Annotated in this window: 26 protein-coding genes; 22 read left to right on the forward strand and 4 right to left on the reverse strand. The window is 72.4% G+C overall.

Annotated features, from left to right (window positions below):
* The first annotated feature begins 101 nt into the window (after positions 1-101).
* From AB0B57_RS09875 to AB0B57_RS09895, 5 genes are all read left to right on the forward strand, one after another.
* Complete coding sequence (locus AB0B57_RS09875) at positions 102-518, forward strand: YbaB/EbfC family nucleoid-associated protein (RefSeq protein ID WP_357067303.1); 417 nt, start codon at positions 102-104, stop codon at positions 516-518.
* Entirely contained in the window at positions 515-841 is a 327-nt protein-coding gene (locus AB0B57_RS09880; protein ID WP_357067305.1) for a type VII secretion target, read from the forward strand. The genes AB0B57_RS09875 and AB0B57_RS09880 overlap by 4 nt, the downstream gene beginning before the upstream one ends.
* Complete coding sequence (locus AB0B57_RS09885) at positions 838-1,728, forward strand: WXG100 family type VII secretion target (RefSeq protein ID WP_357067307.1); 891 nt, start codon at positions 838-840, stop codon at positions 1,726-1,728. Before AB0B57_RS09880 ends, AB0B57_RS09885 begins: the two co-directional genes overlap by 4 nt.
* A gap of 14 nt (positions 1,729-1,742) precedes the next feature.
* Positions 1,743-2,393 carry a hypothetical protein gene (locus AB0B57_RS09890; protein ID WP_357067309.1) on the forward strand — a complete coding sequence of 217 codons (651 nt, stop codon included), beginning with the start codon at positions 1,743-1,745 and terminating at the stop codon, positions 2,391-2,393.
* Positions 2,394-2,595: 202 nt separating this feature from the next.
* A complete protein-coding gene (locus AB0B57_RS09895; protein WP_357067311.1) occupies positions 2,596-3,483 on the forward strand; it encodes a winged helix-turn-helix transcriptional regulator in 888 nt (295 codons plus the stop codon).
* Between the two features lie 37 nt (positions 3,484-3,520).
* Here the strand turns inward: AB0B57_RS09895 and AB0B57_RS09900 are convergent, their stop codons facing one another.
* Complete coding sequence (locus AB0B57_RS09900; protein ID WP_357067313.1) at positions 3,521-4,888, reverse strand: glycosyl hydrolase family 18 protein; 1,368 nt, start codon at positions 4,886-4,888, stop codon at positions 3,521-3,523.
* A 199-nt stretch (positions 4,889-5,087) separates the two neighbouring features.
* On the opposite strand from AB0B57_RS09900, the gene AB0B57_RS09905 reads away from it, so the two are divergent.
* The 3 genes from AB0B57_RS09905 (at position 5,088) to AB0B57_RS09915 (ending at position 7,959) form a co-directional block, all read left to right on the forward strand.
* Positions 5,088-6,197 carry a Xaa-Pro peptidase family protein gene (locus AB0B57_RS09905; RefSeq protein ID WP_357067315.1) on the forward strand — a complete coding sequence of 370 codons (1,110 nt, stop codon included), beginning with the start codon at positions 5,088-5,090 and terminating at the stop codon, positions 6,195-6,197.
* Positions 6,194-7,336: an acyl-CoA dehydrogenase family protein gene (locus tag AB0B57_RS09910; RefSeq protein ID WP_357067318.1), complete on the forward strand. Its 1,143-nt coding sequence runs from the start codon at positions 6,194-6,196 to the stop codon at positions 7,334-7,336. Before AB0B57_RS09905 ends, AB0B57_RS09910 begins: the two co-directional genes overlap by 4 nt.
* A gap of 92 nt (positions 7,337-7,428) precedes the next feature.
* Positions 7,429-7,959, forward strand: a complete 531-nt coding sequence (locus AB0B57_RS09915) for an Lrp/AsnC family transcriptional regulator (protein ID WP_357067320.1) — start codon at positions 7,429-7,431, stop codon at positions 7,957-7,959.
* Here AB0B57_RS09915 and AB0B57_RS09920 read toward each other — a convergent pair.
* Positions 7,889-8,500, reverse strand: a complete 612-nt coding sequence (locus AB0B57_RS09920) for a histidine phosphatase family protein (protein ID WP_357067322.1) — start codon at positions 8,498-8,500, stop codon at positions 7,889-7,891. The genes AB0B57_RS09915 and AB0B57_RS09920 overlap by 71 nt on opposite strands.
* 156 nt (positions 8,501-8,656) lie before the next feature.
* Between AB0B57_RS09920 and AB0B57_RS09925 the strand changes: the two genes are divergently transcribed.
* From AB0B57_RS09925 to AB0B57_RS09935, 3 genes are all read left to right on the forward strand, one after another.
* On the forward strand, positions 8,657-8,851 hold the full coding sequence (locus tag AB0B57_RS09925; protein ID WP_357067324.1) for a CsbD family protein: 195 nt from the start codon (positions 8,657-8,659) through the stop codon (positions 8,849-8,851).
* A gap of 74 nt (positions 8,852-8,925) precedes the next feature.
* Positions 8,926-9,261, forward strand: coding sequence for a YnfA family protein (locus tag AB0B57_RS09930; protein WP_357067326.1), 336 nt, complete (start codon positions 8,926-8,928; stop codon positions 9,259-9,261).
* A 63-nt stretch (positions 9,262-9,324) separates the two neighbouring features.
* Positions 9,325-10,200 (forward strand): polysaccharide deacetylase family protein, encoded by an 876-nt coding sequence (locus AB0B57_RS09935; protein WP_357067328.1) that lies wholly within the window; start codon positions 9,325-9,327, stop codon positions 10,198-10,200.
* A 3-nt stretch (positions 10,201-10,203) separates the two neighbouring features.
* On the opposite strand, the gene AB0B57_RS09940 is transcribed toward AB0B57_RS09935, so the two are convergent.
* Positions 10,204-11,148: an NADP-dependent oxidoreductase gene (locus AB0B57_RS09940; protein ID WP_357067330.1), complete on the reverse strand. Its 945-nt coding sequence runs from the start codon at positions 11,146-11,148 to the stop codon at positions 10,204-10,206.
* Between the two features lie 113 nt (positions 11,149-11,261).
* On the opposite strand from AB0B57_RS09940, the gene AB0B57_RS09945 reads away from it, so the two are divergent.
* The 3 genes from AB0B57_RS09945 to AB0B57_RS09955 are packed head-to-tail and all read left to right on the forward strand — an operon-like array spanning position 11,262 to position 13,479.
* The gene (locus AB0B57_RS09945) at positions 11,262-11,810 is read left to right on the forward strand and encodes a helix-turn-helix domain-containing protein (RefSeq protein ID WP_357067332.1); all 549 of its coding nucleotides are present in this window, start codon (positions 11,262-11,264) and stop codon (positions 11,808-11,810) included.
* A 47-nt stretch (positions 11,811-11,857) separates the two neighbouring features.
* Positions 11,858-12,424, forward strand: a complete 567-nt coding sequence (locus AB0B57_RS09950) for an RNA polymerase sigma factor (RefSeq protein WP_357067334.1) — start codon at positions 11,858-11,860, stop codon at positions 12,422-12,424.
* Positions 12,421-13,479, forward strand: a complete 1,059-nt coding sequence (locus tag AB0B57_RS09955; protein WP_357067337.1) for a hypothetical protein — start codon at positions 12,421-12,423, stop codon at positions 13,477-13,479. The genes AB0B57_RS09950 and AB0B57_RS09955 overlap by 4 nt, the downstream gene beginning before the upstream one ends.
* A gap of 51 nt (positions 13,480-13,530) precedes the next feature.
* On the opposite strand, the gene AB0B57_RS09960 is transcribed toward AB0B57_RS09955, so the two are convergent.
* A complete protein-coding gene (locus tag AB0B57_RS09960) occupies positions 13,531-14,922 on the reverse strand; it encodes a lysine 2,3-aminomutase (protein ID WP_357067339.1) in 1,392 nt (463 codons plus the stop codon).
* Between the two features lie 153 nt (positions 14,923-15,075).
* Here AB0B57_RS09960 and AB0B57_RS09965 point away from each other — a divergent pair, with 153 nt between their 5' ends.
* The 8 genes from AB0B57_RS09965 (at position 15,076) to AB0B57_RS10000 (ending at position 24,716) form a co-directional block, all read left to right on the forward strand.
* Positions 15,076-16,125, forward strand: a complete 1,050-nt coding sequence (locus AB0B57_RS09965) for a zinc-binding alcohol dehydrogenase (protein ID WP_357067868.1) — start codon at positions 15,076-15,078, stop codon at positions 16,123-16,125.
* A 4-nt stretch (positions 16,126-16,129) separates the two neighbouring features.
* Positions 16,130-17,695: an amidohydrolase family protein gene (locus tag AB0B57_RS09970; RefSeq protein WP_357067341.1), complete on the forward strand. Its 1,566-nt coding sequence runs from the start codon at positions 16,130-16,132 to the stop codon at positions 17,693-17,695.
* The gene (locus AB0B57_RS09975; protein WP_357067343.1) at positions 17,692-19,251 is read left to right on the forward strand and encodes a lysine 5,6-aminomutase subunit alpha; all 1,560 of its coding nucleotides are present in this window, start codon (positions 17,692-17,694) and stop codon (positions 19,249-19,251) included. Before AB0B57_RS09970 ends, AB0B57_RS09975 begins: the two co-directional genes overlap by 4 nt.
* The gene (locus AB0B57_RS09980; RefSeq protein WP_357067345.1) at positions 19,248-19,997 is read left to right on the forward strand and encodes an OAM dimerization domain-containing protein; all 750 of its coding nucleotides are present in this window, start codon (positions 19,248-19,250) and stop codon (positions 19,995-19,997) included. The genes AB0B57_RS09975 and AB0B57_RS09980 overlap by 4 nt, the downstream gene beginning before the upstream one ends.
* Positions 19,994-20,386, forward strand: coding sequence for a hotdog domain-containing protein (locus AB0B57_RS09985; RefSeq protein ID WP_357067347.1), 393 nt, complete (start codon positions 19,994-19,996; stop codon positions 20,384-20,386). The genes AB0B57_RS09980 and AB0B57_RS09985 overlap by 4 nt, the downstream gene beginning before the upstream one ends.
* The gene (locus tag AB0B57_RS09990; protein WP_357067349.1) at positions 20,383-21,720 is read left to right on the forward strand and encodes a glutamate mutase L; all 1,338 of its coding nucleotides are present in this window, start codon (positions 20,383-20,385) and stop codon (positions 21,718-21,720) included. The genes AB0B57_RS09985 and AB0B57_RS09990 overlap by 4 nt, the downstream gene beginning before the upstream one ends.
* Positions 21,721-22,237: 517 nt before the next feature.
* On the forward strand, positions 22,238-23,872 hold the full coding sequence (gene lnt, locus AB0B57_RS09995) for an apolipoprotein N-acyltransferase (protein WP_357067870.1): 1,635 nt from the start codon (positions 22,238-22,240) through the stop codon (positions 23,870-23,872).
* Between the two features lie 34 nt (positions 23,873-23,906).
* Entirely contained in the window at positions 23,907-24,716 is an 810-nt protein-coding gene (locus AB0B57_RS10000) for a polyprenol monophosphomannose synthase (RefSeq protein ID WP_357067351.1), read from the forward strand.
* Positions 24,717-24,773 lie beyond the last annotated feature (57 nt).

Below are 24,773 nucleotides of genomic sequence, written 5' to 3' on the forward strand. Positions count from 1 at the left end.
CGGATCCGCGCGCACGCCGAGCCGACGGCACGGGACAGCCAGGTTGGACCGGCATCGGTACGCTCGTCGCTCGTACGGTTCTGACGGGGGTGACGGTGAGTGTGAGTGACGAGACCCGGGCCTGGTTCGGGCGGTTGGTGGCCGACACGCGGGAGCGGTTCGCGGGGCTGGCCGAGCTCGGTGACGACCCCGAGCGGCTGTACGGCGAGGCGCGGTCCCCGGAGGGCGTCGTCGCGGTGGTGGCGCCCGGGGGGATGCCGGTCCGGCTCACGCTGAGCGCCTCGGCGTTGCGGCTGGGGCCGCAGGAGCTGGCGGAGCGCATCGTGGCGACCCAGCGGGAGGCCGCGGCCGAGGCCGGGCGGCGGCAGGCCGAGGTGGTCCAGGAGCTCATCGGCCCGGCCACCGGCGGGGCCGTCGACGTGCGATCGATGGTCGACCGGGCGGTCGACAAGGGCCGGTTCCGTGCGGCCGCGGAGCAGCTCGACTCCGCCGACGACCAGTTCGGCAGGCGTCGGTGAGCGGCGACGGCTTCACCGTCCAGCCGGCGGCGCTGCGCGCGGCTGCCGCTGCTCAGGAGGCCGTGGCCGGGGCCGTCGAGTCGACCGCCCGCACCGTCGAGTCGGCCACCGCCCAGGGCAACCTCTTCGGCGTGATCGGGCAGATGGCCGGCCTGGACGCCGGCTACCGCGGCTGGGTGGCCGACGAGGTGACCTCGCTGGAGGCGCTCGTCCAGTACCTGCACGACCTGGCCGACGGGCTGCACGCCAACGCCGAGGCGTACGAGCACACCGACTCGGGCAACGCCGACCACCTGGCCAGCCAGTACCCGGAGCGGTCATGAGCCAGCCGGGCGCCGTCGACGTCGCCAAGGGCTACCAGCAGGTCCGCGACACCTGGGACCAGGTCACCAGCCCCGCCTCCGAGGCGCTCAACACCGGGTTGGACGCGCTGCTCTACCCGTTCGTCTGGCCGCTGCTGCAGTTGCTGGAGCTGTGCGTCGGCGACCCCGACCAGCTCGACGCGCACGCGGGTGCCTGGCGCAACGCCGCCACCCAGCTGCGGCAGGTCGCCGAGCAGGAGCGGCAGGGCCTGGACGCGCTGCGTCCGGAATGGACCGGTCAGGCGGCCGAGGCGTACGCCAAGCGGATTGACGCGCTGGTGCAGGGGTTGGACGCGGCGGCCGGGGAGATGGCCCGGACCGCCGACAGCCTCGGCGACACCGCGATGGACCTGCGCGACTGTGAGGAGATCATCCGGACCATCATCCGGGAGCTGGTCGAGTGGCTGGTGATCACCTGGCTCGCCGCGCAGGCGTTGGCGATCATCACCGCCGGTGCGTCCGAGGCGGCGGCCGCCGTCGCCTCGGCGGCGGAGACCGGCATCGCGGTCAGCCGGACCACCCGGATCATGGCGCAGCTGCACCGGGCGCTGGAGGCGTACAAGGCCATGATGGAGGCCCTCAAGGCGCTGGGCACCGTCGGCAAGATCGCCGCGTGGACCATCAACAAGCTGTACGGCCCGAAGGCCATGCTGAAGATGGGCATCAAGCTCGCCACCCCACTGGACGGGTCGATCGTCGGCGAGGGGTTGCAGTCGGTCGGTGACATGGTCATCAACTCCTCCGCCGACGAGTACGAGGATCGCCGCGGCGGTGACGACGGCGACGGCAGTCGCTGGCGGCGTACCGTGAGTTCCTGGACGGACCCGGCAGCCGACCGGGCGCCGTGACGCGGGGAGGATCGATGGACGAGCAGGCGGCGCGCCGAGCGGAGCTGCTCGCTCAGGTGGGGGCCGGGTTGGCCCCGGGCGAGACCCTGCGGGAGGCGTGCTGGTTCACCCGCGTCCCGGGCCGGCGATCGGCGGGGGAGGTGTTCCGTGCCGAGTTGAATCCGCTGCGGGTGGCGGAGGGGCTGGCCTGGGATGCCGTCGGGGTGACTGCCTCCACCGGGCCCGGCGTGGAGTGGTATCAGGCGGCCCGCAACGGGGTGCTCGGCGGCCCGCCCGGTTCGGTGGGCGTCGGGCTGGACGAGCGGCTGCCCGAGCCCACGGTCGCCCAGGTGCTGGCGCTGACCAACCGTCGTGTGCTGGTGCTGCGCCGCCCGGGCGGTCGACCGGCCCCGACGCCGCCACCCGCCGGCGGCGGTCTGCGGGATCGCCTCGCGGCGGCGGCCAACCAGGTGCGGGCGGCCTGGCAGGGGCCCGGCCCGGTGGACCGGGACGGGCCACTGGAGGTGGCCTGGCAGCTGGGCGTGGAGTCGCTGGTCCGCCTCGACGCGCTGCCCGGCGGCACGATCGGGCGTCTCGCCCTGCTCTTCGCCGACGGCTCGTGGATCGTGCTCGGTCCGCCGGACGCCGCCACCGCGCTACGGATGGCGTCGTCGCGCGCCGGGTGATCGCACCGCCCCGACGGGTGTCGGCGGCCGGGCCACCGAGCCGACCGCCGACCCGACCATGCTGGTCGTGCCGGCGGCCCACCAACGCCAGACGATCCCGGCCCGATCGTCGACGCGCGTGTCGTCGGCCCCCGTTTCGTCGGACCAATGAGTTCCAATCTGGAACGCACTATAGTCGGATGAGGACCGACGGAGGTAGCGGGTGCGGCGAGAGGATCTCGCCGACGCGGACTGCGGCATCGCGCAGGCGCTCGGCGTACTGGGGGACTGGTGGACGTTCCTCATCGTGCGCGACGTCGCCGGGGGGACGACCCGCTTCGACGCGCTGCAACGTGAACTGGGCGTCAGCCGGCGGGCGCTTACCGAACGCCTCGCCGCCCTGGTCGAGCACGGGGTGTTGGAGCGCCGGTCCTACTCGCGACACCCACCGCGCTACGACTACCTGCTCACCGCTCGGGGCGAGGGGCTGCTGCCGGTTCTGATCGCCCTACAGGACTGGGGAACGAGGCATCTCATGGGTGACGGTGAGCTGACCGCGACGGCCGACGCCGACTCCGCCGAGGCGCGCCGGGCCCACCACCTGGTCGGGCGGCGACTGCCCGAGGTCGTCCTGCCCGGTCCCGACGGTCGGCCGGTCGCGTTGGCAACGATGGACACCTGGGCGGTCCTCTACCTCTTCCCTGGGGCGTACGCGCCGGGAACGCCCGGCTATCCGCCGGGCTGGGCGGAGATCCCCGGCGCCCGGGGCTGCACCCTGGAGTCGAGCACGTACGCCAAGCGTCACTCGGACTTCGAGGCCGCCGGGGTGCGGGTGCACGGGATCAGCACCCAGCGTCCGGACCAGCTCGCCGACTTCGCCGCGTACGCCGGGCTGCCGTTTCCGCTGCTGTCCGACCAGGACGGCCGGTTGGCGGCGGGGCTGCTGCTGCCGGTCTTCCGGGCCGGCGGGGTGACCCGGTTCAAGCGGCTGACGCTGCTTGTCGACCCGGCGGCGGTGGTGCGTGCCGTGCAGTTCCCGGTCACCGACCCGGCCGGCTCGGTGCAGGAGATGCTCGCCCTGGCCCGCGCACACGCGCGGGTCCCCGGCTGACGCCTGGCGTCGACCGGGGACCGGGCGGGCCGTACGGTCAGGCGGGGAGCGTCCAGCGCTGGTTGGCGCCGGCGAAGCAGTCCCAGATCTGCAGCCGGGTGCCGTCGGCGGAGCTGTTGTCCGTGACGTCCAGGCACTTGTTCGACTGCGGGTTGCGCAACGTGCCGTTGGACTGGGCCTGCCACACCTGGGCGCCGCTGCCGTTGCACTCCCAGAGCTGCACCTTCGCGCCGTTGGCGGTGGAGCCGCTGGCGATGTCGGCGCACTTGCCGAGGGCGCGCAGCGTGCTGTCGCCGGCCACCGTCCAGGTCTGGGCGTTGGTGCCGTTGCAGCCGTAGAGCTGGATGGCGGCGCCGTTGGCGGTGCTGGCCGCCGCCACGTCGACGCACTTGCCGCCGAGGCCGGTGATCTGGCCGGTGCGACCGGTCGGCGGCGGGGTGGTGCCGCCCATGATGGTGTCGTACATGGCGCTGAGCAGTGAGGTCGAGCCGCTGGTGTCCTGGCTCAGCTCCCAGTTCATCACGCCGCCGGCGTTGGCCAACGCCCACTGCGTCTTGCGCTTGACCGTCGGGATGCCGTTCCAGCACTGCTGCGACCCGCCGATGGTGGCGCAGTCCCGGTTGGCGTTCGCCGGGTCCAGGCCGACGATGTACGAGTAGTTGTAGTAGACCGGGCGGCTGTAGAACGGGATGCCGAGCACCGCCTTGCTGGCCGGCAGGCCACGCGCCTTCCACAGGTTGATGCTGTTGATCGACCAGTCGTAGTTGGCGTGGGGGTTGCCGCCGTCGTACGCCATGATGTTGAGCCAGTCGACCTGGTTGAACACGGCCGTCTGCACACCCTGCACGCTGGGGCCCTCGGAGACCACGGCGGCGGTGAGCAGCTTGCCCCGGCTGTGCAGGGCGCTGCCGAGCTGCGTCATGAGCGCCGTGTAGTTGTTGGCCGAGGCGCCCGCGTCGGGGTACTCCCAGTCCATGTCGACGCCGTCGAGGTTGTACTGGTTGACGAAGTTGACCAGGTTGTTGACGAAGTTGGTCCGGCTGCCGGAGTTGGCGGCCAGGGCTTCGAACGCCGAGTCGTTGCCGTCGTTCCAGCCGCCGACGGCGATCGACACCTTGACGTTGTTGGCGTGTCCCTGCGAGACCAGCGAGGACAGTCGCGCCCCGTCGACCCCCTGCAGGCTGCCGTCGCTGTTGGGCAGGATGAAGGCGTAGTTGATGTGGGTGAGCTTGTTGTACTGGATCGTGTTGATGTTGCCGGCCCAGGAGGGCATGTAGCCGACGCTCTTGAAGTTGTTGGGCAGCACCACGGCCTGCGCGGCGGTGGAGGTGACGGTGAGGGTGGCGCCGGCGGTGGCCAGCGCGAGCAGGCCGGCGGCGAGGGCGCGGCGCAGTGGTGAGGACATCGGGGGCCTTCCCGTGGGCGGGGAACGACGCCACCCGCGCAGGGTTGTCGCGGGCGGGAGTGCGGGACGCAGGAACGGGTGGGCCTCGAGGCAGCCAAATCTTAAAGAGTGTTAACTGTCCGCGTCAATCAACGCCTGTGGATTTCCGCGAGCCGGAACCGATATGGGGGTTTACCCAAACGACCGTTAAGCTGCTGGGGTGGGAATCGACGAGCTGTACCCGCCCGATCGGCTGATCGCCGCGCAGCGCGCCACCGCCGCCGCCGGTCTGGATGCCCTGCTGCTCACCCCCGGCTCCGACCTGCGGTACCTGACCGGGTACGACGCCCACGCGGGGGAGCGGCTGACCTGCCTGGTGCTGCCCGCCGTGGGTGAGCCGACCCTCGTCGTGCCCCGGCTGGAACGTCCGGCGGCGGAGGCGGCACCGGCCACCGGTGTGCGCATCGTCGACCACGTCGACGGCTCCGACCCGTACCCCCTGGTGGTCGCCGCCCTCGGCGGGCCGGTCGCGGCGGTCGGGCTGGCCGACCGGATGTGGGCCGAGCAGGTCCTCGCGTTGCGCGCCGCCCTGCCCGGCGCCGCGCAACGCCTCGCCGGGGAGGTGCTGCGCGAGCTGCGGATCCGCAAGTCCCCGGCGGAGGTCGCGGCCCTCGCCGAGGCCGGCGCGGCGATCGACGAGGTGCACCTGCGGATGGGGCAGTGGCTGCGCCCCGGTCGCACCGAGGCGGAGGTCGCCACCGACATCGCCGCGGCGATCCGGGCCGCCGGGCACGTCACCGTCGACTTCGTCATCGTGGCGGCCGGACCCAACGGGGCCAGCCCACACCACGGCACCTCGGACCGGCCGATCGGCGCCGGCGAGCCGGTGGTGGTCGACATCGGCGGCACGATGGCGTCGGGGTACCGCTCGGACTGCACCCGCACCTACCTGATGGGTGCGCCGGCGCCGGCGGACTTCCTGGACTACTACGCGGTGCTGCACGACGCCCAGCGCGCCGCGGTCGCCGCGGTGCGGCCCGGAGTAACCGCCGCGGCGGCCGACGCCGCGGCCCGCGACCCGATCGCCGCCGCCGGCTACGGCCCCGCCTTCCTGCACCGCACCGGCCACGGCATCGGTCTCGACGGTCACGAGGAGCCCTACCTGGTGGCCGGCAACGACCGCCCGATCGAGGCCGGGATGGCGTTCTCCATCGAACCGGGCGTCTACCTGGCGGGCCGGCACGGCGCCCGCATCGAGGACATCGTCGTCTGCACCACGGACGGCGTGCAACGGCTCAACACCACCCCCACGGAGCTCATCGCGCTATGACTGTCGACCGGATCCTGCCCACCGACGAGGCCCACGACCTGCTGGGTCTCGCCACCGAGCTCGCCGACCGCGAGCTCGCGCCGAAGGCCGCCGCCTTCGAGGAGCGCGCCGAATTCCCCCGCGAGGTGCTCCGGACCCTCGGCCGTGCCGGTCTGCTCGGCCTGCCCTACCCCGAGGAGTACGGCGGCGCGGCCCAGCCCTACGAGGTGTACCTGCAGGTGCTGGAGATCCTGGCCAGCCGCTGGCTCGCGGTCGCCGAGGCGGTCAGCGTGCACACCCTGTCCTGCTACCCGGTGTTCGCGTTCGGCAGTGACGAGCAGCGCAAGCTGCTGCCGGACATGATCGGCGGGGAGCTGCTGGGCGCGTACTGCCTCTCCGAGCCGCAGGGTGGCTCGGACGCGGCGGCGCTGAGCACCCGGGCGGTTCGCGACGGCGACGCGTACCTGGTGTCCGGCACCAAGGCATGGATCACCCATGCGCGCACGGCCGACTTCTACAACGTCTTCTGCCGCACCGGCGGGCCCGGGCCGAAGGGGATCTCCTGCCTGCTCGCCGACGCGGGCACCGCCGGCATCAACCCGCAGGCCGCGGAACGGACGATGGGGCTGCGCGCCTCCCCGGTGGCGCAGATCGCCTTCGACGAGGCGCGGGTGCCGGCCGACCGGCTGATCGGCGGCGAGGGCGCGGGCTTCACCATCGCCATGTCCGCGCTCGACTCCGGTCGCCTGGGCATCGCCGCGTGCGCGGTCGGTCTGGCCCAGGCGGCCCTGGACTACGCGGTCTCCTACGCCCGGGAGCGGCAGCAGTTCGGCCGCTCCATCATCGACTTCCAGGGCCTCGGCTTCCTCCTCGCCGACGCGGCCACCCAGATCTCCGCCGCCCGCGCGCTGACCCTCGCCGCGGCCCGGCTGCGCGACGCCGGCCGCCCGTACGCGATCGAGGCGGCCAAGGCGAAGCTCTTCGCCACCGACATGGCGATGCGGGTGACCACCGACGCGGTGCAGGTGCTCGGCGGCGCCGGCTACGTGGCCGATCACCCGGTGGAGCGGTACATGCGCGAGGCCAAGGTGTTGCAGATCGTGGAGGGCACCAACCAGATCCAGCGGATGGTGATTTCCCGGGCGTTGGCGAAGGGCTGAGCAGTGCCGGGGCGGCCGCGGCGGGACCCACCGCGGCCGCCCCGGCGGGTACCTCGTCGCCGTCGGGCCGTTTTCCCGGTAGGTTGCACGCCGTGGAGGAGATCGACCGCGCTATCGTCGCCGCGCTGACCGCCGACGGCCGACTGTCGTACACCGACCTGGCCGAGAAGGTGGGGTTGTCGGTGTCCGCGGTGCACCAGCGGGTGCGTCGGCTGGAGCAGCGCGGGGTGATCAAGGGGTACGCCGCCCGGGTGTCGTTCGAGGCGCTGGACCTGCCGCTCACCGCGTTCGTGGCGATCCGCCCGTTCGACCCGTCGCAGCCGGACGACGCGCCGGAGCGGCTGGCCCACCTGCCCGAGATCGACTCGTGCTACTCGGTGGCGGGGGAGGACTTCTACCTGTTGTTGGTGCGGGTGGCGAGCCCGACCGACCTGGAGCGGGTGCTCCAGGAGATCCGCACCTCGGCGAACGTGACGACCCGGACCACGGTGGTGCTGTCCACCCCGTACGAGAATCGGCCGCCGAAGATCGGCGCGGCGGCACCGGGTCAGCTCAACGCGGCGGCACCGAGTCGGTCGCGGTCCCGGGTGCCGGAGGAGCCGGCTGGTTCCAGCGCAGGATGACCTGCCGGCCGTGCTCGTGACCGAGCGCGCTGACCGTGGCGGTCTCCAGGCGCAGCCGTCCGCCGGCGGACGGGGGCAGGCCGATCCAGCGGGCGCCGAGGACCCGCAGGCTGTGCGCGTGCCCGACAAGTGCGACGGTGCCCCGGTCGAGCAGCGGGGTGACCCGTGCCAGCACCCGGTCGAGTCGTTCGCCCACCTGCGCGGGTGACTCGCCGCCGGGGCAGCCGTCGGTCCAGATGTTCCAGTGCGGCTGGTCGGCGTGGATGTCGACGGTGGTGCGGCCCTCGTACTCGCCGTAGTTCCACTCGCTGAGGTCCTCGTCGACGGCGTCGACGGTGAGGCCGGCGAGCTGTGCGGTGCGCAGCGCCCGGGAGCGGGGGCTGGACAGCACCGTCGCGAACCGCCGTCCGGCCAGGAACGCGGCGAGCGTGCGCGCCTGTCGCTCGCCGTCGGGGGTCAGCTCCAGGTCGGTGTACGAGGTGTGCCGCAGGCTGGCACTCCAGGTGGTCTCGCCGTGCCGGATCAGCAGGAGCTCTCCCATGCGGCAAGTTAACCATCGGGATCGACCCCGGCAGGCGACCCTCCCTCAACCTATCTTCCTAGGATGCCTTGGCGGATGTGCCGACCGACACCGCCGGTTTCGGCACCCGGACAGCGGGCAAGCGAGCCAGGACAACCGCCAGACCGAGGAGGCGCGATGAGCTTCACCGAGAAGGCACGAAACAAGGTCGAGCAGATGGCCGGCGCCGCACGGGAGCGCGTCGGCGACATGACCGACAACGAGCGGATGCGTGGCGAGGGCGCCAGCCAGGAGAGTGACGCGCGCGCCAAGCAGGCCGGTCAGAACATGAAGGACGCCGGTCGCAACGTGAAGGACTCCTTCACGAAGTGACCTGAGCGGTCCCCGGGTCCCCGGGTGGCACTGCCGCCCGGGGACCCGTCGCTGTCCGCGGCTAGGGTCGGCCGGTGACGGTGCTGCGTTCCCTGGTGTTGTTCGCGTTGGCGGCGTTGGCCGAGATCGGTGGCGCCTGGCTGGTGTGGCAGGGCTGGCGCGAACAGCGGGGCCTGTGGTGGATCGCCGCCGGGGTGGTCGCGTTGGGCTGTTACGGGTTCGTCGCCACGTTCCAGCCGGACGCGCACTTCGGCCGGATCCTGGCCGCGTACGGCGGGGTGTTCGTGGCGGGTTCGTTGGGCTGGGCGATGGTGGTGGACGGCTTCCGCCCGGACCGGTGGGACCTGACCGGCGCGGCGTTCTGTCTGCTCGGCGTCGCGGTCATCATGTACGCCCCCCGGGGCGCCTGAGGTCCTTGCTGCCCTGAGCTTCGGGGACGGTGAGCGTTCCTCGCTTCTGCGATGATCGGCGGCGTGAATCGACCTCGGCTTCGTTTCCGGTTGGGCGTCCTGGTGGCGGCGGCTGTTCTCGGCAGCGCCGCGTGCTCGGCGTCCCGGGTGCCGCCGACGGAGCGACCGGCCTTCGTCGGCTCATCCGAGACCACGGCCGCCCCGTCGGTCAGCGCCACCGCACCGCAGGGGGCGTCGGCCGTCCCGGGGGCGACGCGGGTGGGGACCCGGGCGCCGGTGGTGGACCACGGGCCACGTCGGGGCAACCGGGTCGCGTTGACCTTCGACGCGGACATGACCGACGCGATGTTGGCCAGTCTGCGTGCCGGTCGGGTGACGTCGTACGCCAACCTGCGCATCCTCGACCTGCTGGAGCGCGACGAGGTGCCGGCCACGTTCTTCCTGACCGGCAAGTGGGTGCAGCGGTACCCGGACGTGACCCGGCGGATCGCGGGCAACCCGCGCTTCGAGCTGGCCAACCACACCTACGGGCACGCGGCGTTCACCGCTGACTGCTATGACCTGCCTTCACTGCCGGTGGACAAGTTGGCCGGGGACGTGGCGAAGACGTTCGAGGTCATCAAGCCGTACGGGGGTCGGCAGACCCGGTACTTCCGCTTTCCGGGGCTGTGCCACAACGCGGCGACGCTGGATGCCCTGGCCCCGCTGGGTGTGACTGTCGTCGACGGGGACGTGGTCAGTGGTGATCCCTTCGCGACCGCGTGGAAGCCGCTGGTGCGGGCGGTGTTGGATCACGTCCGCCCCGGCTCGGTGGTGATCATGCACGTGACCGAGGCGAACGCGGCGATGACCGACGAGGCGTTGCCGCACATCCTGGCCGGGTTGCGGGAGCGAGGCTTGGCGCCGGCGCCGTTGTCGGAGGTGCTGGCCGGCGGCTGAGGATCAGCTTTCCCGTACGTCGTCGACAGTCAGGACGATCTTGCCGCGGCGGGAGCCGCGTTCGGCCGCCTGGTGCGCGTCGGCCGCCTTCTCCAGGGGAAAGGCGGCGTCGATCGGCACCCTGAACCGGCCCTCGGTGAACAGTTCGGCTGCTGCGGGCAGGCCGTGGCGGCCGTCGGGTTGGCCCGCCAGTTGCCCCATCGACAGGCGGACGCCGTGCGTGGGGGCGGTGAAGTCGGCGAGGGTGACGACCGCTGTCGGGTCGCCGGTGAGGTGGAGCAGTTCGGGCAGGGACCCGGCGCCGGCGACGTCGAGGGCGCGGTCGACCCGGGTCACGCCGAGGGCGTCGAGGCGGTTCGTGAGGTCGGGGCCGTAGGTGAGCGGTGTCGCCCCGAGCTGGCGGAGGAGGTCGTGGTTGTCGGCGCGGGCGGTGCCGATGACGTTGATGCCTCGGGCGGCGGCGAGTTGGATGGCGATGCTGCCGACGCCACCAGCGGCGCCGTCGACGAGGAGCGTCAGGCCGGGCCGTAGGTCCAGCAGGTCGAGGGCTCGGGTGGCGGTCTCGATGCTGGTGCCCGCCGCGCCCGCCTGGGCCCACGGCATGGTGCTGGGCTTGTGCGCCCAGAGCTGTAGTACCGCGAACTGTGCGCTCGCGCCGCCGAGTCTGGCCAGCTCGACGATGCCGAAGACGTGGTCGCCGACTGTCACATCGTCGACGTCGTCGCCGATCTCGTCGACGATGCCGGCCGCGTCGACCCCGGGAATGTGGGGCAGCGGTAGTTGGGCGCTCATCGGGGTGCGGCCGGAGCGGAGGCCGACGTCGACGGGGGAGACCCCGGCGGCCTGGAGGCGGATGCGGATCTGGCCGGCCCGGGGGTGCGGCGCGTCGGTGGTGCCAAGGTGGAGTACCTCGGGGCCACCGAACCCGTCGTACTGGACGGCGAACATGAAGGGCTCCTCTGCCTGGGGTGACGGGGCGTTGGTCGTACCGTAGGCGGGAAACGGAGCAGCTGTTCCGTTGTGGGGTCAAGTGAGAGGGAGGCCGGCCGAGGATGTCTCAGATGCAGCGTGCCGATGCCCGGTTCAACCGTGATCGGGTGGTGGCGGCGGCGCGGGCGGCGTTCGCGTCGGCGGGGCTCGAGGTGCCCATGCGGGAGGTGGCGCGACGGGCTGGGGTGGGGGTGGCGACCCTGTACCGGCACTTTCCGACGCGTACGGAGTTGGTCGCGACGGTCTTGGCCGAGCGTGTCGAGGACTGCGGTGTGCGGATGCGCCGCGCGCTCGACGACCCGGACCCGTGGCGGGCGCTGTCGGGGGTGGTGCGCGAGTTCGCTGAGCGGCAGATCCATGACCGGGCGCTCAACGAGGCGTTGTTGGGGCCGGGTGAGGTGGGTGCGGCGTTCCAGGCGGAGCGGCGGGAGCATGCGCAGGCGTTGAATGTGCTCGTCGTACGGGCGCGGGCCGCGGGTGTGCTGCGCGACGGCGTCGACGCGGGCGATGTCCGGGCCGGCCTGCTGGCCATTGCGTCGCTACGGCGGTTGCCGGCGACGACGAGTGCCGAGGTGATCGGTAGGGTCGCCGGTCTCGTGCTCGCCGGTATCCGCGCCTGACTGGTGCGGGCTGTCACGGTTGTGGTCGCACCGGACATGGACTGGACGTGAGCTCAGGGACAGCGCAGGACGAGGACCGCTTCCGGCGGGCGTATGCCGAGGACTTCGAGTCGTTGTTGGCGTACGCGCTGCGCCGTGTCGCGCATCCGGAGGACGCGGCTGACGTCGTCGCGGAGACCTTCCTGGTGGCGTGGCGTCGCCGGCAGGACATTCCGGTCGGCGGGGAGGCGCGGCTGTGGTTGTACGGGGTGGCCCGGCGGGTGTTGGCCAACCAGCACCGTGGTGGTGTTCGCCGGCAGCGTCTCGGTGAGCGGTTGCGCCAGCAGATCTCTGCTTCGGTCACGGATCCGGGGAGTGAGGTGCCGGAGCGGCTTGCCGTGCGGGCGGCGTTGGCGGGTCTGGCTGAGGTGGATCGGGAGGTGTTGATGCTCACCGTGTGGGAGGGTCTGCGGCCGCATGAGGTGGCTGCGGTGTTGGGGGTGGCTCCTGCCGCGGTGCGGACCCGGCTGTCGCGGGCGCGGGCGCGGTTGCGGGGGCTGGTCGGTGACGACCCGGGGCCGCCCGGACATGTACTCGACGTGCTGAGCGCATCGACTCGGAAGGAGGACTGGTGAGCGCGGATGAGGGTGTCGACCGGCTGGTTCGGGTTGCCGACCCGGGTGGGCTCGGTGGGCTGGGGGATCTCGGCGGGGTGAAGCGGGACCTGCTGGAGGGGATCATGTCCGGGTCGGAGCCTGATCGTGTCGTCGAGGTGCCGCGGCGGCGGTTGCGGGTGCGTCGTTTCGCGGGCGTCGTGACGGCGGCAGCCGTGCTCATGAGCGTCGTGCCGGCCTCCATGGTGTTGCGGGGGCAGGCCGAGGGTGGTGGGGTCTCGCCGATTCCCACCGTCGACGCGGGCGTGGTCTATGCGCCGTTGGCGATGGCGGCGGCGGAGCGGAACCCACGGCTGCTGATCGATCGGGCTGGCTGGAAGGTGACTGATCTGTCCGGGTTTGCCGAGGAGCAGGGCATGATCCGTTTTCGCCGGGGTGGGCGGGAGTTGGAGATGAACTGGTATTCGGCGTCCGTGTACGCGTACCGCTATTCCGATCGGCTTGCCGACGGTCCCGCGAAGTCGGTGCGGGTCGATGGGTGGCCGGGTGAGCTGTTCCAGAACCTCAACGGTGATTTCACGGTGCTGTTGCGTCCCCGCGACGACGTGTTCGTGGAGATGAGTACCTCCGGGAGCTGGTCGCGTGCGGACCTGGACCGGATTCTCGCGGACATCGTGCGGGTGGACGTGCGGACGTGGTTGGCTGCGCTGCCGGCGGAGATGGTGATGCCGGTGCGGGAGCGGGCGGTGCGGGTGCTCGTTGGCGTGCCGCTGCCGCCCGGGTTCGATGGCGCCTCGCTGGACGGCATCGGTGTGAGTGACTCGTACCAGTTCGGCGTGGGTGTGACGTCCCGGGTCGGGTGCGGGTGGATCGCGGAGTGGCAGCGGGCGCGGGCGAGCGGGGACGAGGCCGCGGTGCGGCGGGCCGCGGACGCGTTGCGGGGCAGTCACGGGTGGCGGGTGCTGCGGGACCTGGACGGGGCCGGTGACTGGGCGGAGGTGTTCTGGGAGTACGCCGACGAGGTCGCGGCGGGGACGGTGCGGGCCGGGTATGTGCAGGCCCTGGGCTGCCGGTGACGGGGAACGGCGGCGCCCCCGGGGGAATCCGGGGGTGCCGCCGTTGGTGGGTCAGTCGTCGCGGTGGTCGTGCCACCACTGCTGGCCGTCGGCGAGGAGGGTGTCGATCGGGTCGTAGTAGGCGTAGCGCTTGTTGAGCGCCTCCAGGTCGGCGGATTCGATGGAGGTGCGGTAGTTCTTGGTCCAGTAGGAGATGCCGCGTTCGCGGTCGTAGTCGGTGAGCATGTGCACCCAGCGTTTGCCGACGAAGGGCACGTCGCAGACGATGCGGGGGGTGGCGTAGCCGGGGAGGTAGCCCATGATGTCGTGCTGGAGTTGCTGGGCGTGCCAGACGGGGACGCGCCAGTGTTCGGCGTTGGGGATCATGTCGCACATGTAGAAGTAGTACGGCAGGATCCCGGCTTCACCCTGGAGTGCGAAGCAGAGGTCGAGCAGTTCGGGTGTGGTGGCGTTGACGCCGCGCATGAGGACGCCCTGGTTGCGGACGTCGCGGACGCCGACGTCGAGGGCGGTCTGGGCGGCCTTGGCGACCAGTGGGGTGAGTGACTGGGCGTGGTTGACGTGGGTGTGGATGGCGAGGTTGACGCCGCGGCGGGCGGCGGTGCGGGCGACGCGTTCGAGGCCTTCGACGACGTCGGGTTGCAGCCAGTGTTGGGGCAGGCCCATGAGGGCCTTGGTGGCGAGCCGGATGTCGCGGACGGTCTCCAGTTCCAGCAGGCGCATGAGGTACGACTCGAGGTTGCGCCAGGGGACGTTGGCGACGTCGCCGCCGGAGACGACCACGTCGCGGACGCCGGGGTGGGCCTTGAGGTAGGCGATGTGGGCGTCGTAGCGGTCGACGGGTTTGAGGGTGAGTTTGAGTTTGTCGACGGCGGGGGTGGAGTTGCCGACGAGGTCCATCCGGGTGCAGTGCCCGCAGTACTGGGGGCAGGTGGAGAGCAGTTCGGCGAGGACCTTGGTGGGGTAGCGGTGGGTGAGGCCTTCGGCGACCCACATGTCGTGCTCGTGCAGGCTGTCGCGGCTGGCGTAGGGGTGTGAGGGCCAGTCGGTGCGGCGGTCGGAGGCGACGGGGATCATGTAGCGGCGGATGGGGTCGGCGAGCAGTGCCTCGGTGGTGGGGGTCGCGAACGGCACCATCGTGTTGATCATTTGTGGTGGCACCAGCATGGACATGGTGGCCAGGGTCTTCTGGTCGGCCTCGAGGTTGGCGTAGAAGCTGTCGTCGACGAGGTCGCCGAGGACGGCGCGGAGCTGCTTGGTGTTCTTGACGCAGTTGACGCGTTGCCACTGGGCGGATTCCCACTGGTCGCGGGTGACGTGGCGCCAGCCGGGGAAGCGGGTCCAGTCGGGTTCGACGAGGGGACGGCGGACGTATTCGTAGGGTTGCCCGGCGGTCGGTGTGGCGACCGGGGCGTGACTCGGGTGCGGGATGGTGTGGGTCACGGCCCCTCCTCGGTGGTGCGGCTGATCATCGGAGCCCGAACGCTACTGGAAAATATTCGGTGAAGAAATTAGTCTGCCGTAAGTTTTCCCGTTACGCGAGCCTTGACCGGGGCTTCGAGCGGCTTGGCAGGGGAGGTTGGCGTGACGTCACCGGTGGGACTGCACCGCGTCGTGCAACCGGCGGGGGTGCTGCCGCAGGCGGCTTGGCGCCTGGACGCGTCGGCGGCGATCGCGCCGAACGAGGTGCGGATCCGGGTGCGGCGGCTCAACCTGGACGCGGCGAGTTTCCGACAGTTGTCGGAGAAGCACGGCGGGAACGGTGCCGCGGTCCGGGCCGAGGTGCTGGAGATCATCTCGACGCGGGGCAAGATGCAGAACCCGGTGACCGGGTCGGGTGGGATGCTGATCGGCACGGTCGAGGAGGCCGGTCGGCGGTCCCCGCTGGGGCTCCGGGTGGGGGAGCGGGTGGCCACTCTGGTGTCGTTGACCCTGACGCCGTTGGTGATTACCGACGGGCTGGCTCGTTGGGACGGGCGCAGTGAGCAGGTGCCCTGTGACGGGTGGGCGATCCTGTTCGCGCGGTCCATCGCCGCGGTGTTGCCTGAGGACGAGGACCCGCAGTTGTCCCTGGCGGTGCTGGACGTGTGCGGGGCGCCCGCGCTGACCGCGCGGGTGGTGTCGCGCTACGTCGAGGACCGCCAACGGGCTGGTGATCCCACACCGGTGCGGGTCGCGGTGATCGGCGGGGCGGGCAAGAGCGGGTCGCTGTCGCTGGCCGCCGCGCGGCGGGCCGGTGCCGCGCGTACCGTCGGGGTGGTGCCGGTGGCGGCGGAGCGCGACGCGCTGACGGCCGCTGGCCTGGCGTCGGTGGTGGCGGTGGCCGACGCGCGGGACCCGGTGGGGTTGTCCACGGCGGTGACCACCGCGTTGGGGGCGCCGGCGGACGTGACTGTGGTGTGCGTGGACGTGCCGGGGTGTGAGCACGGGGCGGTCCTGGCTACCGCGGACGGCGGCACGGTGATCTTTTTCTCGATGGCGACGAGCTTCTCCGCGGCGGCGTTGGGCGCGGAGGGGCTGGCGGCGGACGTGACGATGCTGGTGGGCAACGGGTACGTGCCGGGGCACGCGGAGTTGGCGTTGGGGCTGCTGCGCTCCGAGCCGGGGGTGCGTCAGCTGTTCACGGCGCGGATCGCGGCAGACTGAGGTCATGACGAACCCCTCGACGTTGTACCGCGGCGGCGTGCTGCACTGCCCCGCCGACCCGAGCGCCACCGCGCTGCTGGTGTCCGGTGGGCGGATCACCTGGTTGGGGACCGACGGTGACGCGCCGCCGGCCGAGAAGGTGGTGGACCTGGGTGGTGCGTTGGTGACGCCGGCGTTCGTCGACGCGCACGTGCACGCCACCGACACCGGGCTGGCGTTGTCCGGGCTGGATCTGGCCGGGGTGCGCTCGGCGGGGCAGCTGCTGGACGCGGTGGCCGGGTTCGCGGCGGGTCTGCCGGCGGACGCGGTGGTGCTCGGGCACGGCTGGGACGAGTCGGCCTGGTCGGATGCGACGGTGCCGGACGCGGCGGCGTTGGGTCGGGCGGCCGGTGGGCGGCAGGTGTACGTGTCGCAGGCGTCGCTGCATTCGGCGTTGGTGTCGTCGGCGTTGCTGGCGGCGTGTCCGCAGGTGGTGAGGGCGACCGGGTACGACGCGTCGGGGTGGTTGCGTCGCGACGCGCATCACGTGGTGCGGGCGGCGGCGCAGGGGTCGGTGAGTCGGGCGCAGCGGGTCGCCGCGCAGCGGGTGGCCCTCGCCCACGCGGCGTCGCTGGGCATCGCGGCCGTGCACGAGTGCGGTGGGCCGGAGATCTCCGACGAGGAGGACTTCACCGGCCTGCTGGGCATCTCGGGTGCGGGGTTGCCGGAGGTGTACGGGTACTGGGGTGAGTTGGGTGGTGCGGCGCGGGCCCGGGAGTTGGGGGCGGTGGGTGCCGGTGGTGACCTGTTCGCCGATGGTGCGTTGGGTGCGCGTACGGCGCACGTGTCGCAGGCGTACGGCGACGGTGACGGTTGTGGGCACGCCTACCTGAGCGCCGAGCAGGTGCGTGATCACCTGCTGGACTGCGCGGCGCACGGCTTGCAGGGCGGGTTCCACGCGATCGGTGACGCGGCGATCGGCACGGTCCTCGACGGGTTCGGGCAGGCGGCGCGGACGCTGGGTGTGGAGCGGTTGCGGGCCGCCCGGCACCGCATCGAGCACGCGGAGATCATGAACAAGCGGTTGATCGCCGGGTTCGTGGAGTACGGGGTGGTGGCGAGCATGCAGCCGGCGTTCGACAGGTTGTGGGGTGGTGCGGGTCGGATGTACGAGTCGCGGCTGGGTCTGGACCGGGCGTTGGAGTCGAATCCGATGGGTGCCATGCACGGTGTGGGTGTGGCGTTGGCGTTCGGGTCGGATTCGCCGGTGACGCCGCTGGACCCGTGGGGGTCGGTGCGGGCGGCGGCGGCGCACCACAACCGGGCGCAGCGGATGAGTGTGCGGGCGGCGTTCGCCGCGCACACTCGTGGTGGGTGGCGGGCGGTGCACCTGGACGCCGAGGGGGTTCTCGCGCTGGGTGCGCCGGCGACGTTCGCGGTGTGGTCGACGCCGGCGGGGGTGGAGCGGGGTCTGCCGGTGCTGCTGGCCGAGGACCCGGACCTGCGGGGTCCGGACGACCCGACGCCGTTGCCGGTGTGCCGGCGGTTGGTGCTGCGCGGTGAGGTCATCTATGAGGAAGGGTCATCATGACCGGGAAGCTTGATCTTGATCCGGTGTTGGTGGCGCGGGCGCGGGAGTTGGCGCGGCGGGCCGGGCAGCCGGTGGTGGACCTGGCGCGTAGCCACACGACGGTGTCGGTGGAGCGGGCGGTGCTGCGCCTGGCCGGGGTGACCGGCGCGGACCCGGACGGCATCCCGTGGGTCAACCGGCTCGTCGACGCGGTCGCCGCGGAGGTGGGGTTGGGGCACGGGGTGGCGGTGCCGGTGTTCGACGCCCTGGCCCGGGACGGCATGACGGATGTGACGTTGCTGGCGCAGAAGGCCGCCGCCGGGTCGGTGCGGTTCGCCGTGCCGTCCGGTCGGGCCGCCACGGTCGCCCGGTCGGCGGCGCGGAAGGCGGTCGGTGCGGGCATCCGGCGCATCGACCGGCGGCGCGCCGAGCGGGACCGGCTGGTCAAGCGGCACGGTGATCCGCAGCAGCGGCCGTGGATCTACCTGATCGTCGCCACGGGTGACATCTACGAGGACATTCCGCAGGCGCAGGCGGCGGCGCGTGCCGGTGCGGACGTGATCGCGGTGATCCGTTCCACGGGGCAGTCGTTGTTGGACTACGTGCCGGAGGGTGCGACCCGGGAGGGGTTCGCCGGCACGTACGCCACGCAGGAGAACTTCCGGTTGATGCGGGCGGCGTTGGACGAGTCGTCGAGGGAGGTGGGCCGCTACGTACGGTTGACCAACTACGCGTCCGGGTTGTGCATGCCGGAGATGGCGACCCTGGCCGGGTTGGAACGCCTCGACATGATGCTCAACGACTCGATGTACGGGATCCTGTTCCGCGACATCAACCCGGTGCGCACGTTCGTCGACCAGCGGTTCTCCCGGCAGGTGCACGCCCGTGCCGGGATCATCATCAACACCGGTGAGGACAACTACCTGACCACCGCCGACGCGGTGGACGAGGCGCACACGGTGACGGTGTCGCAGCTGCTCAACGAGTTCTTCGCACACGAGGCGGGGTTGGCGGACTGGCAGTTGGGGTTGGGGCACGCGTTCGAGATCAACCCGGAGGTGCCGGAGTCGTTCCGGTTGGAGTTGGCGCACGCCCTGCTGGCGCGGGAGTTGTTCCCGGACGCGCCGTTGAAGTGGATGCCGCCGACGAAGCACATGACCGGTGACGTGTTCCGGGGCAACCTGCTCGACGGGTTCTTCAACCTGGCCGGGGCGCTGACCGGTCAGGGCATCCTGCTGGTGGGGATGATGACCGAGGCGGTGGTGACGCCGTGGTTGTCGGATCGGGACATCGCCCTGCAGAACGTGCGCTACGTGCTGGGTGCGGCCGGTGGGCTGCACGAGGACTTCGTGCCGGCGCCGGGCGGGTTCATCCGCCGCCGCGCCAACCAGGTCCTCGGTGAGGCACTGGACCTGCTGGAGCGCATCGGGGAGCAGACGTTGCTCACGGCGATCGCCGAGGGCACGTTCGGGATCATGAAGCGGCCCGCCGACCGGGGCAAGGGCCTGGGTGGGGTCGCCGCGCACGAGGCCGACTACTGCAACCCGGCCACCGACATCCTGGAGGCGGCGGCGTGAGCAAGCAGATCGTGCGGCCGTACGGGGACACCACCGGTGACGGGATGGTGCAGGTGTCGTTCACCCTGCCGGTGACCCACGACAAGCGGGCCGAGGGCGCGGCGGTGCAGTTGGCCAACAGGATGGGCATCGACCCGGCGATGGTGGTGCACGCCAAGCCGATGGGTGACGGGTTCACGTTCTTCGTGGTGTACGGGCGGGTCAACCACCTGGTCGACCTGACCGCCGTGCAGGTGGCGGAACGCGACTTCGCGTTGTTGTCGGCCAAGGACATCAACACGGTGATCAAGCAGCGGTTACGGCGCAAGTTGTCCGTGGTCGGGGCGTGCATCGGCACCGACGCGCACACCGTGGGCATCGACGCGATCCTCAACGTCAAGGGCATCGCGGGGGAGAAGGGCCTGGAGTACTACCGGGAGTTGAAGGTCACCAACATGGGTGCGCAGGTCAGTGTGCCGGAGTTGGTGGAGACCGCCCGGGTGGAGAAGGCCGACGCGGTGCTGGTGTCGCAGGTGGTCACCCAACGCGACGCGCACCTGCACAACACCCGGGAGATGTCGGCGGCGTTCCGGGAGGCGATGCCGGCGGGTCGGCGGCCGCTGCTGATCGTCGGTGGTCCCCGGTTCGACGAGTCGATGACCGACGAGTTGGGCGTGGACCGGATCTTCGGTCGGGGCACCACGCCCGGCGAGGTGGCCAGCTACCTCGTGCACGCCCTGATCACGCAGCGGAAGGCGATGGCATGACTGACGAACGGCTCGGGTTGACGGTGACGCACCGGCGGTATGTGCCGTACTCGCACGCCCACTACGCGGGCAACCTCGTCGACGGGGCGTACGCCCTGGCCCTGTTCGGGGACGTCGCGACGGAGGTGTGCATCCGCACCGACGGCGACGAGGGTCTGTTCGCCGGGTACTCCGACGTGCGGTTCGGTGCCCCGATCCGAGCCGGTGACGTGGTGGAGGTGACCGCGCGGGTGTCGCGGGTGGGCACCCGCAGCCGCACCCTGGAGTTGTCCTGCGCGGTGGTGTGCCGGGGCCGTCCGGACCGCTCCGCGTCCGCCGCCGAGGTCCTGGACCCGCCGATCGTGGCGGTCACCGCGACCGGCACCGTGGTCGTTCCGCCCGCCTCGTGAGCCTGGCGGTCTGCGCGGACGTCGGGTCCACGTACACCAAGGTGGCGGTGGTGGACCTGGCCGCCGGTGTCCTGGTCGGCGCGGCGGCCGCGCCGACCACGGTGGGCACCGACGTGCTGCACGGCCTGGACACCGCGGTCGCGGCGGCCACCGTCGGGCTCGGGGTGCGCGACGTGCCGTGGTACGTGTGCTCGTCGGCCGGTGGTGGGCTGCGGCTGGCCGTGGTCGGCTACGAGCCGCTGGTCACCGCGCAGGCGGGCCGGCGGGTCGGGTTGTCCGCTGGCGCGCACGTGGTGCACGTCGCGGCCGGTCGGCTCGGTGCGGCGGACCTGACGGCGTTGCGGGCGTCCCGCCCGGACGTGGTGCTGCTCGTGGGGGGCACCGACGGCGGTGACGCCGAGACGGTCACCCACAACGCGACCCGCCTGGCCCGGGCCCGGTGGCGCCGACCGGTGGTGTACGCGGGCAACGCCGACGTCCGCGAGCAGTTGACCGGGCTGCTGCGCGACGCCGGGGTGCCGGTCACCGACGCCGACAACGTCCTGCCGCGCATCGGGGTGCTCGCCCCGGTGTCGGCGCGGGCGGCGATCCGCGCGGTGTTCCTGCGCCACGTCATCGGTGGGAAGCGGCTGTCGAGGGGCACCCGGTTCGCGCGGCTGGTGCGCGCGGCCACCCCCGACGCGGTGCTCACCGGTGTGGAGGTGCTCGCCGACACCCTCGGCGGTGACCTGGCCGTGGTCGACGTGGGTGGCGCCACCACCGACGTGTACTCGGTGCTCACCCCGGACGAGCGGGCCACCGGGCCGGGTCGGGAGGTCGCCGGCAGCCTGTGGCGGGCCCGCACCGTGGAGGGTGACCTGGGCATGCGGTGGAGCGCCCCGGGGGTGGTGCGGGCCGCCGCCGAGGAGCGGCTGCTCACCGCCGACGAGTCCGACGACCTGGGCGCCGCCGCGGCGTGCCGGGCGGCCGACCCGGCGTTGCTGGCCGCCGACGACGTCGAGTGGGCCGTCGACGCCCGCATCGCCACCCTCGCGGCGACTGTGGCGTTGCGCCGGCACGCCCGGGGTGCCGCCACCGGCGAGCGGGCCGGGCGGGACCTGCGCGACGTGCGGCTGGTGGTGGGTTCCGGTGGGGTGCTGCGGCACGCGCCGACCGGCACGTCCGGGCAGGTGTTGGCGGCGGTCCTCGCCGACCACGCCGGCGGGTGGGCGTTGCCCCGTGCCGCCGCCGCGGTCGTCGACGCCGACTACGTGCTGGCCGCCGGGGGGTTGCTCGCCGAGGAACACCGGGCGGCCGCGCAGGCGCTGCTGCGTCACCATCTGCGCACGCATTGAGACTCGCCGACCCGACACGCCGTGGCGCAACACACGACAGGCCCGGGTGGGTTGACAACCGGCGGGGGTCGGCACGTACCGTCTTTGAGTCCTACCACGGGAAGCGGCTGTTGTTCGCTTCGTCCTCTCGTCCGCTGGCCGAGCGACATTTTTGAGCGTCATCGTCGCGGCGGCCAGGTCCAGCGGGCGGGGGTCGGCGGGGCGGCGCGAACCGGCCGCGGTTACCGGTGTACGGGCAGGGTGAGGTGCACGGCCAGTAGACAACGGCCCGGCGGGGGCAGCCAGTCCACGCCTGGTCGGTCCGAAGGTCGTCGTGCCCCATCCTCGCCACACCGGCCGGGAAGGGCCTGGGAGCATCGGGGCGCGGCGTCAGCCGCGCCCCGATTTCATGTCCGCTGGGCGGTCTGTGTCCGGCGGCCCGACGCGGCCGGTACGCAGGCCAGCCAGGTAGCCTTCGCCCTGTGATCGAGGTGAAGCGGTGACGATTCTGGACCGGGATGAGACCCCCACCCCGGCAGTGGTGCTGCCCCCGCCGGTGATCACCGGTGGGCCGCTGCCGCTCACGGTCGCCGTGCTCCTGGCCCTGGCCGCCGGGCTGGCCCTGCTGGTGGCGTTCCCCCCGTACGGGGTGTGGCCGCTCGCGCCGGTCGGGGTGGCGTTGCTGGCCGCCGCCGCACACCGGCGGCGGTTGCGGGCTGGCGCCGGCCTGGGCTTCCTCACCGGGGTGGCGCTGTTCGCCCCGATGTTGGCCTGGACGAACCTGCACACCGGTTACCTGCCGTGGGTGCTGCTGTCGCTGCTGCAGGCCGGTTACCTGGCCCTGCTGGGCGTGGCCACCGCCTGGGTGTCGCCGCTGGCCGACCGTGTCCGGTGGGCGTGGCCGGTGCTGACCGGGCTGCTGTGGGTGGGGCAGGAGGCGCTGCGCGACCGCACCCCGTTCGGCGGGTTTCCGTGGGGGCGGTTGGCGTTCAGCCAGGACACCTCGCCGCTGCTGCGCCTGGCCGCGTGGGGCGGTGCCCCGCTGGTGACCTTCGCGACGGCGCTCGTCGGCGGGTTGCTGGTCACCGCCGCCTGGCGGGGCTGGGTCACCGCCCGACACACCCCGCGGGACGCCACACCGGCCGCTGACGGCCCGCAGGACGAACGGGTCACCCGGGGGCGGCGGTGGGCGCCGGTGGGCGTACCGGCCGTTGTGGCGGTCGCGGTGGTCGTCGGGGGTCTGCTCGTGCCGGTGGCCACCGCCGGTTCCGGCGCCACGGTCACCGTCGCGATCGTGCAGGGCAACGTGCCGCGCCTGGGCCTGGACTTCAACGCCCAACGGCAGGCGGTGCTCAACAACCACGCCGACGCCACCATCGACCTGGCCGCGCGGGTCGCCGCCGGGCAGGAGCGGCAACCCGACCTGGTGGTGTGGCCGGAGAACTCCAGCGACATCGACCCGCTGCGCAACCCCGCAGCCGGGGCCCGGATCTCCCAGGCCGCCGACACGGTCCGCGCGCCGATCCTGGTCGGCGCGGTGCTGCTGGGCCCCGGCCCCGGGCAGGTCCGCAACGCGGGCATCCTGTGGCGGCCCGGCACCGGCGCCGACCTGAGCCAGCTGTACACCAAACGCCACCCGGTGCCGTTCGCCGAGTACGTGCCGCTGCGCGACGTGGCCCGGATGGTCAGCAAGCAGGTCGACCTGATCCGCGCCGACTTCGTGCCCGGAAGCACCCCGGGCGTGGTACGCGTCGGCCCGGCCGTCCTCGGTGACGTCATCTGCTTCGAGGTCGCCTACGACGAGGTCGTCCGCGACACCGTCACCGGCGGCGCGCAACTGCTGGTGGTGCAGACCAACAACGCCACCTTCAACGTGGCCGAGGCCCGCCAGCAGATGGCCATGGTCCGGTTGCGGGCGGTGGAGCACGGCCGGCCGGCGTTGATGGCCTCCACGGTCGGCGTGTCCGGGTTCGTCGCACCCGACGGGCGGGTAAGCGATGCCACCGGGTTCAACACCCGGGAGGTCGTGGTGCGGCAGTTGCGGCTCGACGACGGACGTACCCTCGCCACCCGCCTGGGCTGGTGGCCGGAGGTGACGCTCGCCGCGCTGGCCGTGGCGGCCCTCATCGGCGCGGCGGTGCTGCGCCGGCGGCAGCGGGTCAGGCCCGGATAGCAACAGCCGGTTCGCCGGCGGGAGCGGAGGAACCGTGATCCAGGCGACCGATACGATCCGACGCCCGGACGAGGTGCCGGGTGTGGGCCGGGTGCTGGTGGTGATCCCCACCTACAACGAGGCCGACAACATCGCCGTGATCGTGGGCCGCCTGCGGCGTGCCGTCCCGGCGGTGCGGATCCTCATCGCCGACGACAACAGCCCCGACGGCACCGGCGCGATCGCCGACGCCCTCGCCGACGGCGACGCGCACGTGCAGGTGCTGCACCGCCAGGGCAAGCAGGGCCTGGGGGCGGCGTACCTGGCCGGGTTCGGGTGGGCGCGGGAGCGCGGCTACCAGGCGGTCGTGGAGATGGACGCCGACGGGTCGCACGCGCCGGAGGACCTGCCGGCGTTGCTGGACGCCGCCCGCGACGCCGACGTGGTGATCGGGTCACGGTGGACCAGCGGCGCGCGGGTGGTCAACTGGCCGTTGCGGCGGCTGCTGCTGTCGCGCGGCGGCAACCTGTACGCGCGCCTGGCCCTGGGTATGCCCGTCTCGGACGCTACCGGCGGTTACCGGGTCTACCGGATCAGCGCGTTGGACGCCCTCGACCTGGGGTCGGTGACGTCACAGGGTTACTCGTTCCAGGTGGAGTTGTCCCGGCTGGCGCACCGGGCCGGGGTGCGGATCGTGGAGGTGCCGATCACCTTCGCCGAACGGGAACGCGGAGACAGCAAGATGAGCCCGCGGATCGTGGCCGAGGCGCTGTGGCGGATCACCACCTGGGGTGTGCAGGACCGCCGCCAGGCGGTGCGTCGTGGCCTGCACGGCACCCCCTCCGGTCAGGTGCGGTGGCCGTGAGCGCGGCCGTGTCATGCTGGATGGGCGGGGCACGCCCACGGTGCCCGCACAGAATGG

The sequence above is a fragment of the Micromonospora sp. NPDC049101 genome (assembly GCF_040648675.1).
Lineage (GTDB): Bacteria > Actinomycetota > Actinomycetes > Mycobacteriales > Micromonosporaceae > Micromonospora.

Excerpts from the sequence above, each read along its gene's own strand:
- AB0B57_RS09885 (WP_357067307.1), top strand. The coding sequence starts at position 838 with ATGAGCCAGCCGGGCGCCGTCGACGTCGCCAAGGGCTACCAGCAGGTC.
- AB0B57_RS09890 (WP_357067309.1), top strand. The coding sequence starts at position 1,743 with ATGGACGAGCAGGCGGCGCGCCGAGCGGAGCTGCTCGCTCAGGTGGGG.
- AB0B57_RS09900 (WP_357067313.1), bottom strand. The coding sequence starts at position 4,888 with ATGTCCTCACCACTGCGCCGCGCCCTCGCCGCCGGCCTGCTCGCGCTG.
- AB0B57_RS09910 (WP_357067318.1), top strand. The coding sequence starts at position 6,194 with ATGACTGTCGACCGGATCCTGCCCACCGACGAGGCCCACGACCTGCTG.
- AB0B57_RS09920 (WP_357067322.1), bottom strand. The coding sequence starts at position 8,500 with ATGGGAGAGCTCCTGCTGATCCGGCACGGCGAGACCACCTGGAGTGCC.
- AB0B57_RS09925 (WP_357067324.1), top strand. The coding sequence starts at position 8,657 with ATGAGCTTCACCGAGAAGGCACGAAACAAGGTCGAGCAGATGGCCGGC.
- AB0B57_RS09940 (WP_357067330.1), bottom strand. The coding sequence starts at position 11,148 with ATGTTCGCCGTCCAGTACGACGGGTTCGGTGGCCCCGAGGTACTCCAC.
- AB0B57_RS09945 (WP_357067332.1), top strand. The coding sequence starts at position 11,262 with ATGCAGCGTGCCGATGCCCGGTTCAACCGTGATCGGGTGGTGGCGGCG.
- AB0B57_RS09970 (WP_357067341.1), top strand. The coding sequence starts at position 16,130 with ATGACGAACCCCTCGACGTTGTACCGCGGCGGCGTGCTGCACTGCCCC.
- AB0B57_RS09975 (WP_357067343.1), top strand. The coding sequence starts at position 17,692 with ATGACCGGGAAGCTTGATCTTGATCCGGTGTTGGTGGCGCGGGCGCGG.
- AB0B57_RS09985 (WP_357067347.1), top strand. The coding sequence starts at position 19,994 with ATGACTGACGAACGGCTCGGGTTGACGGTGACGCACCGGCGGTATGTG.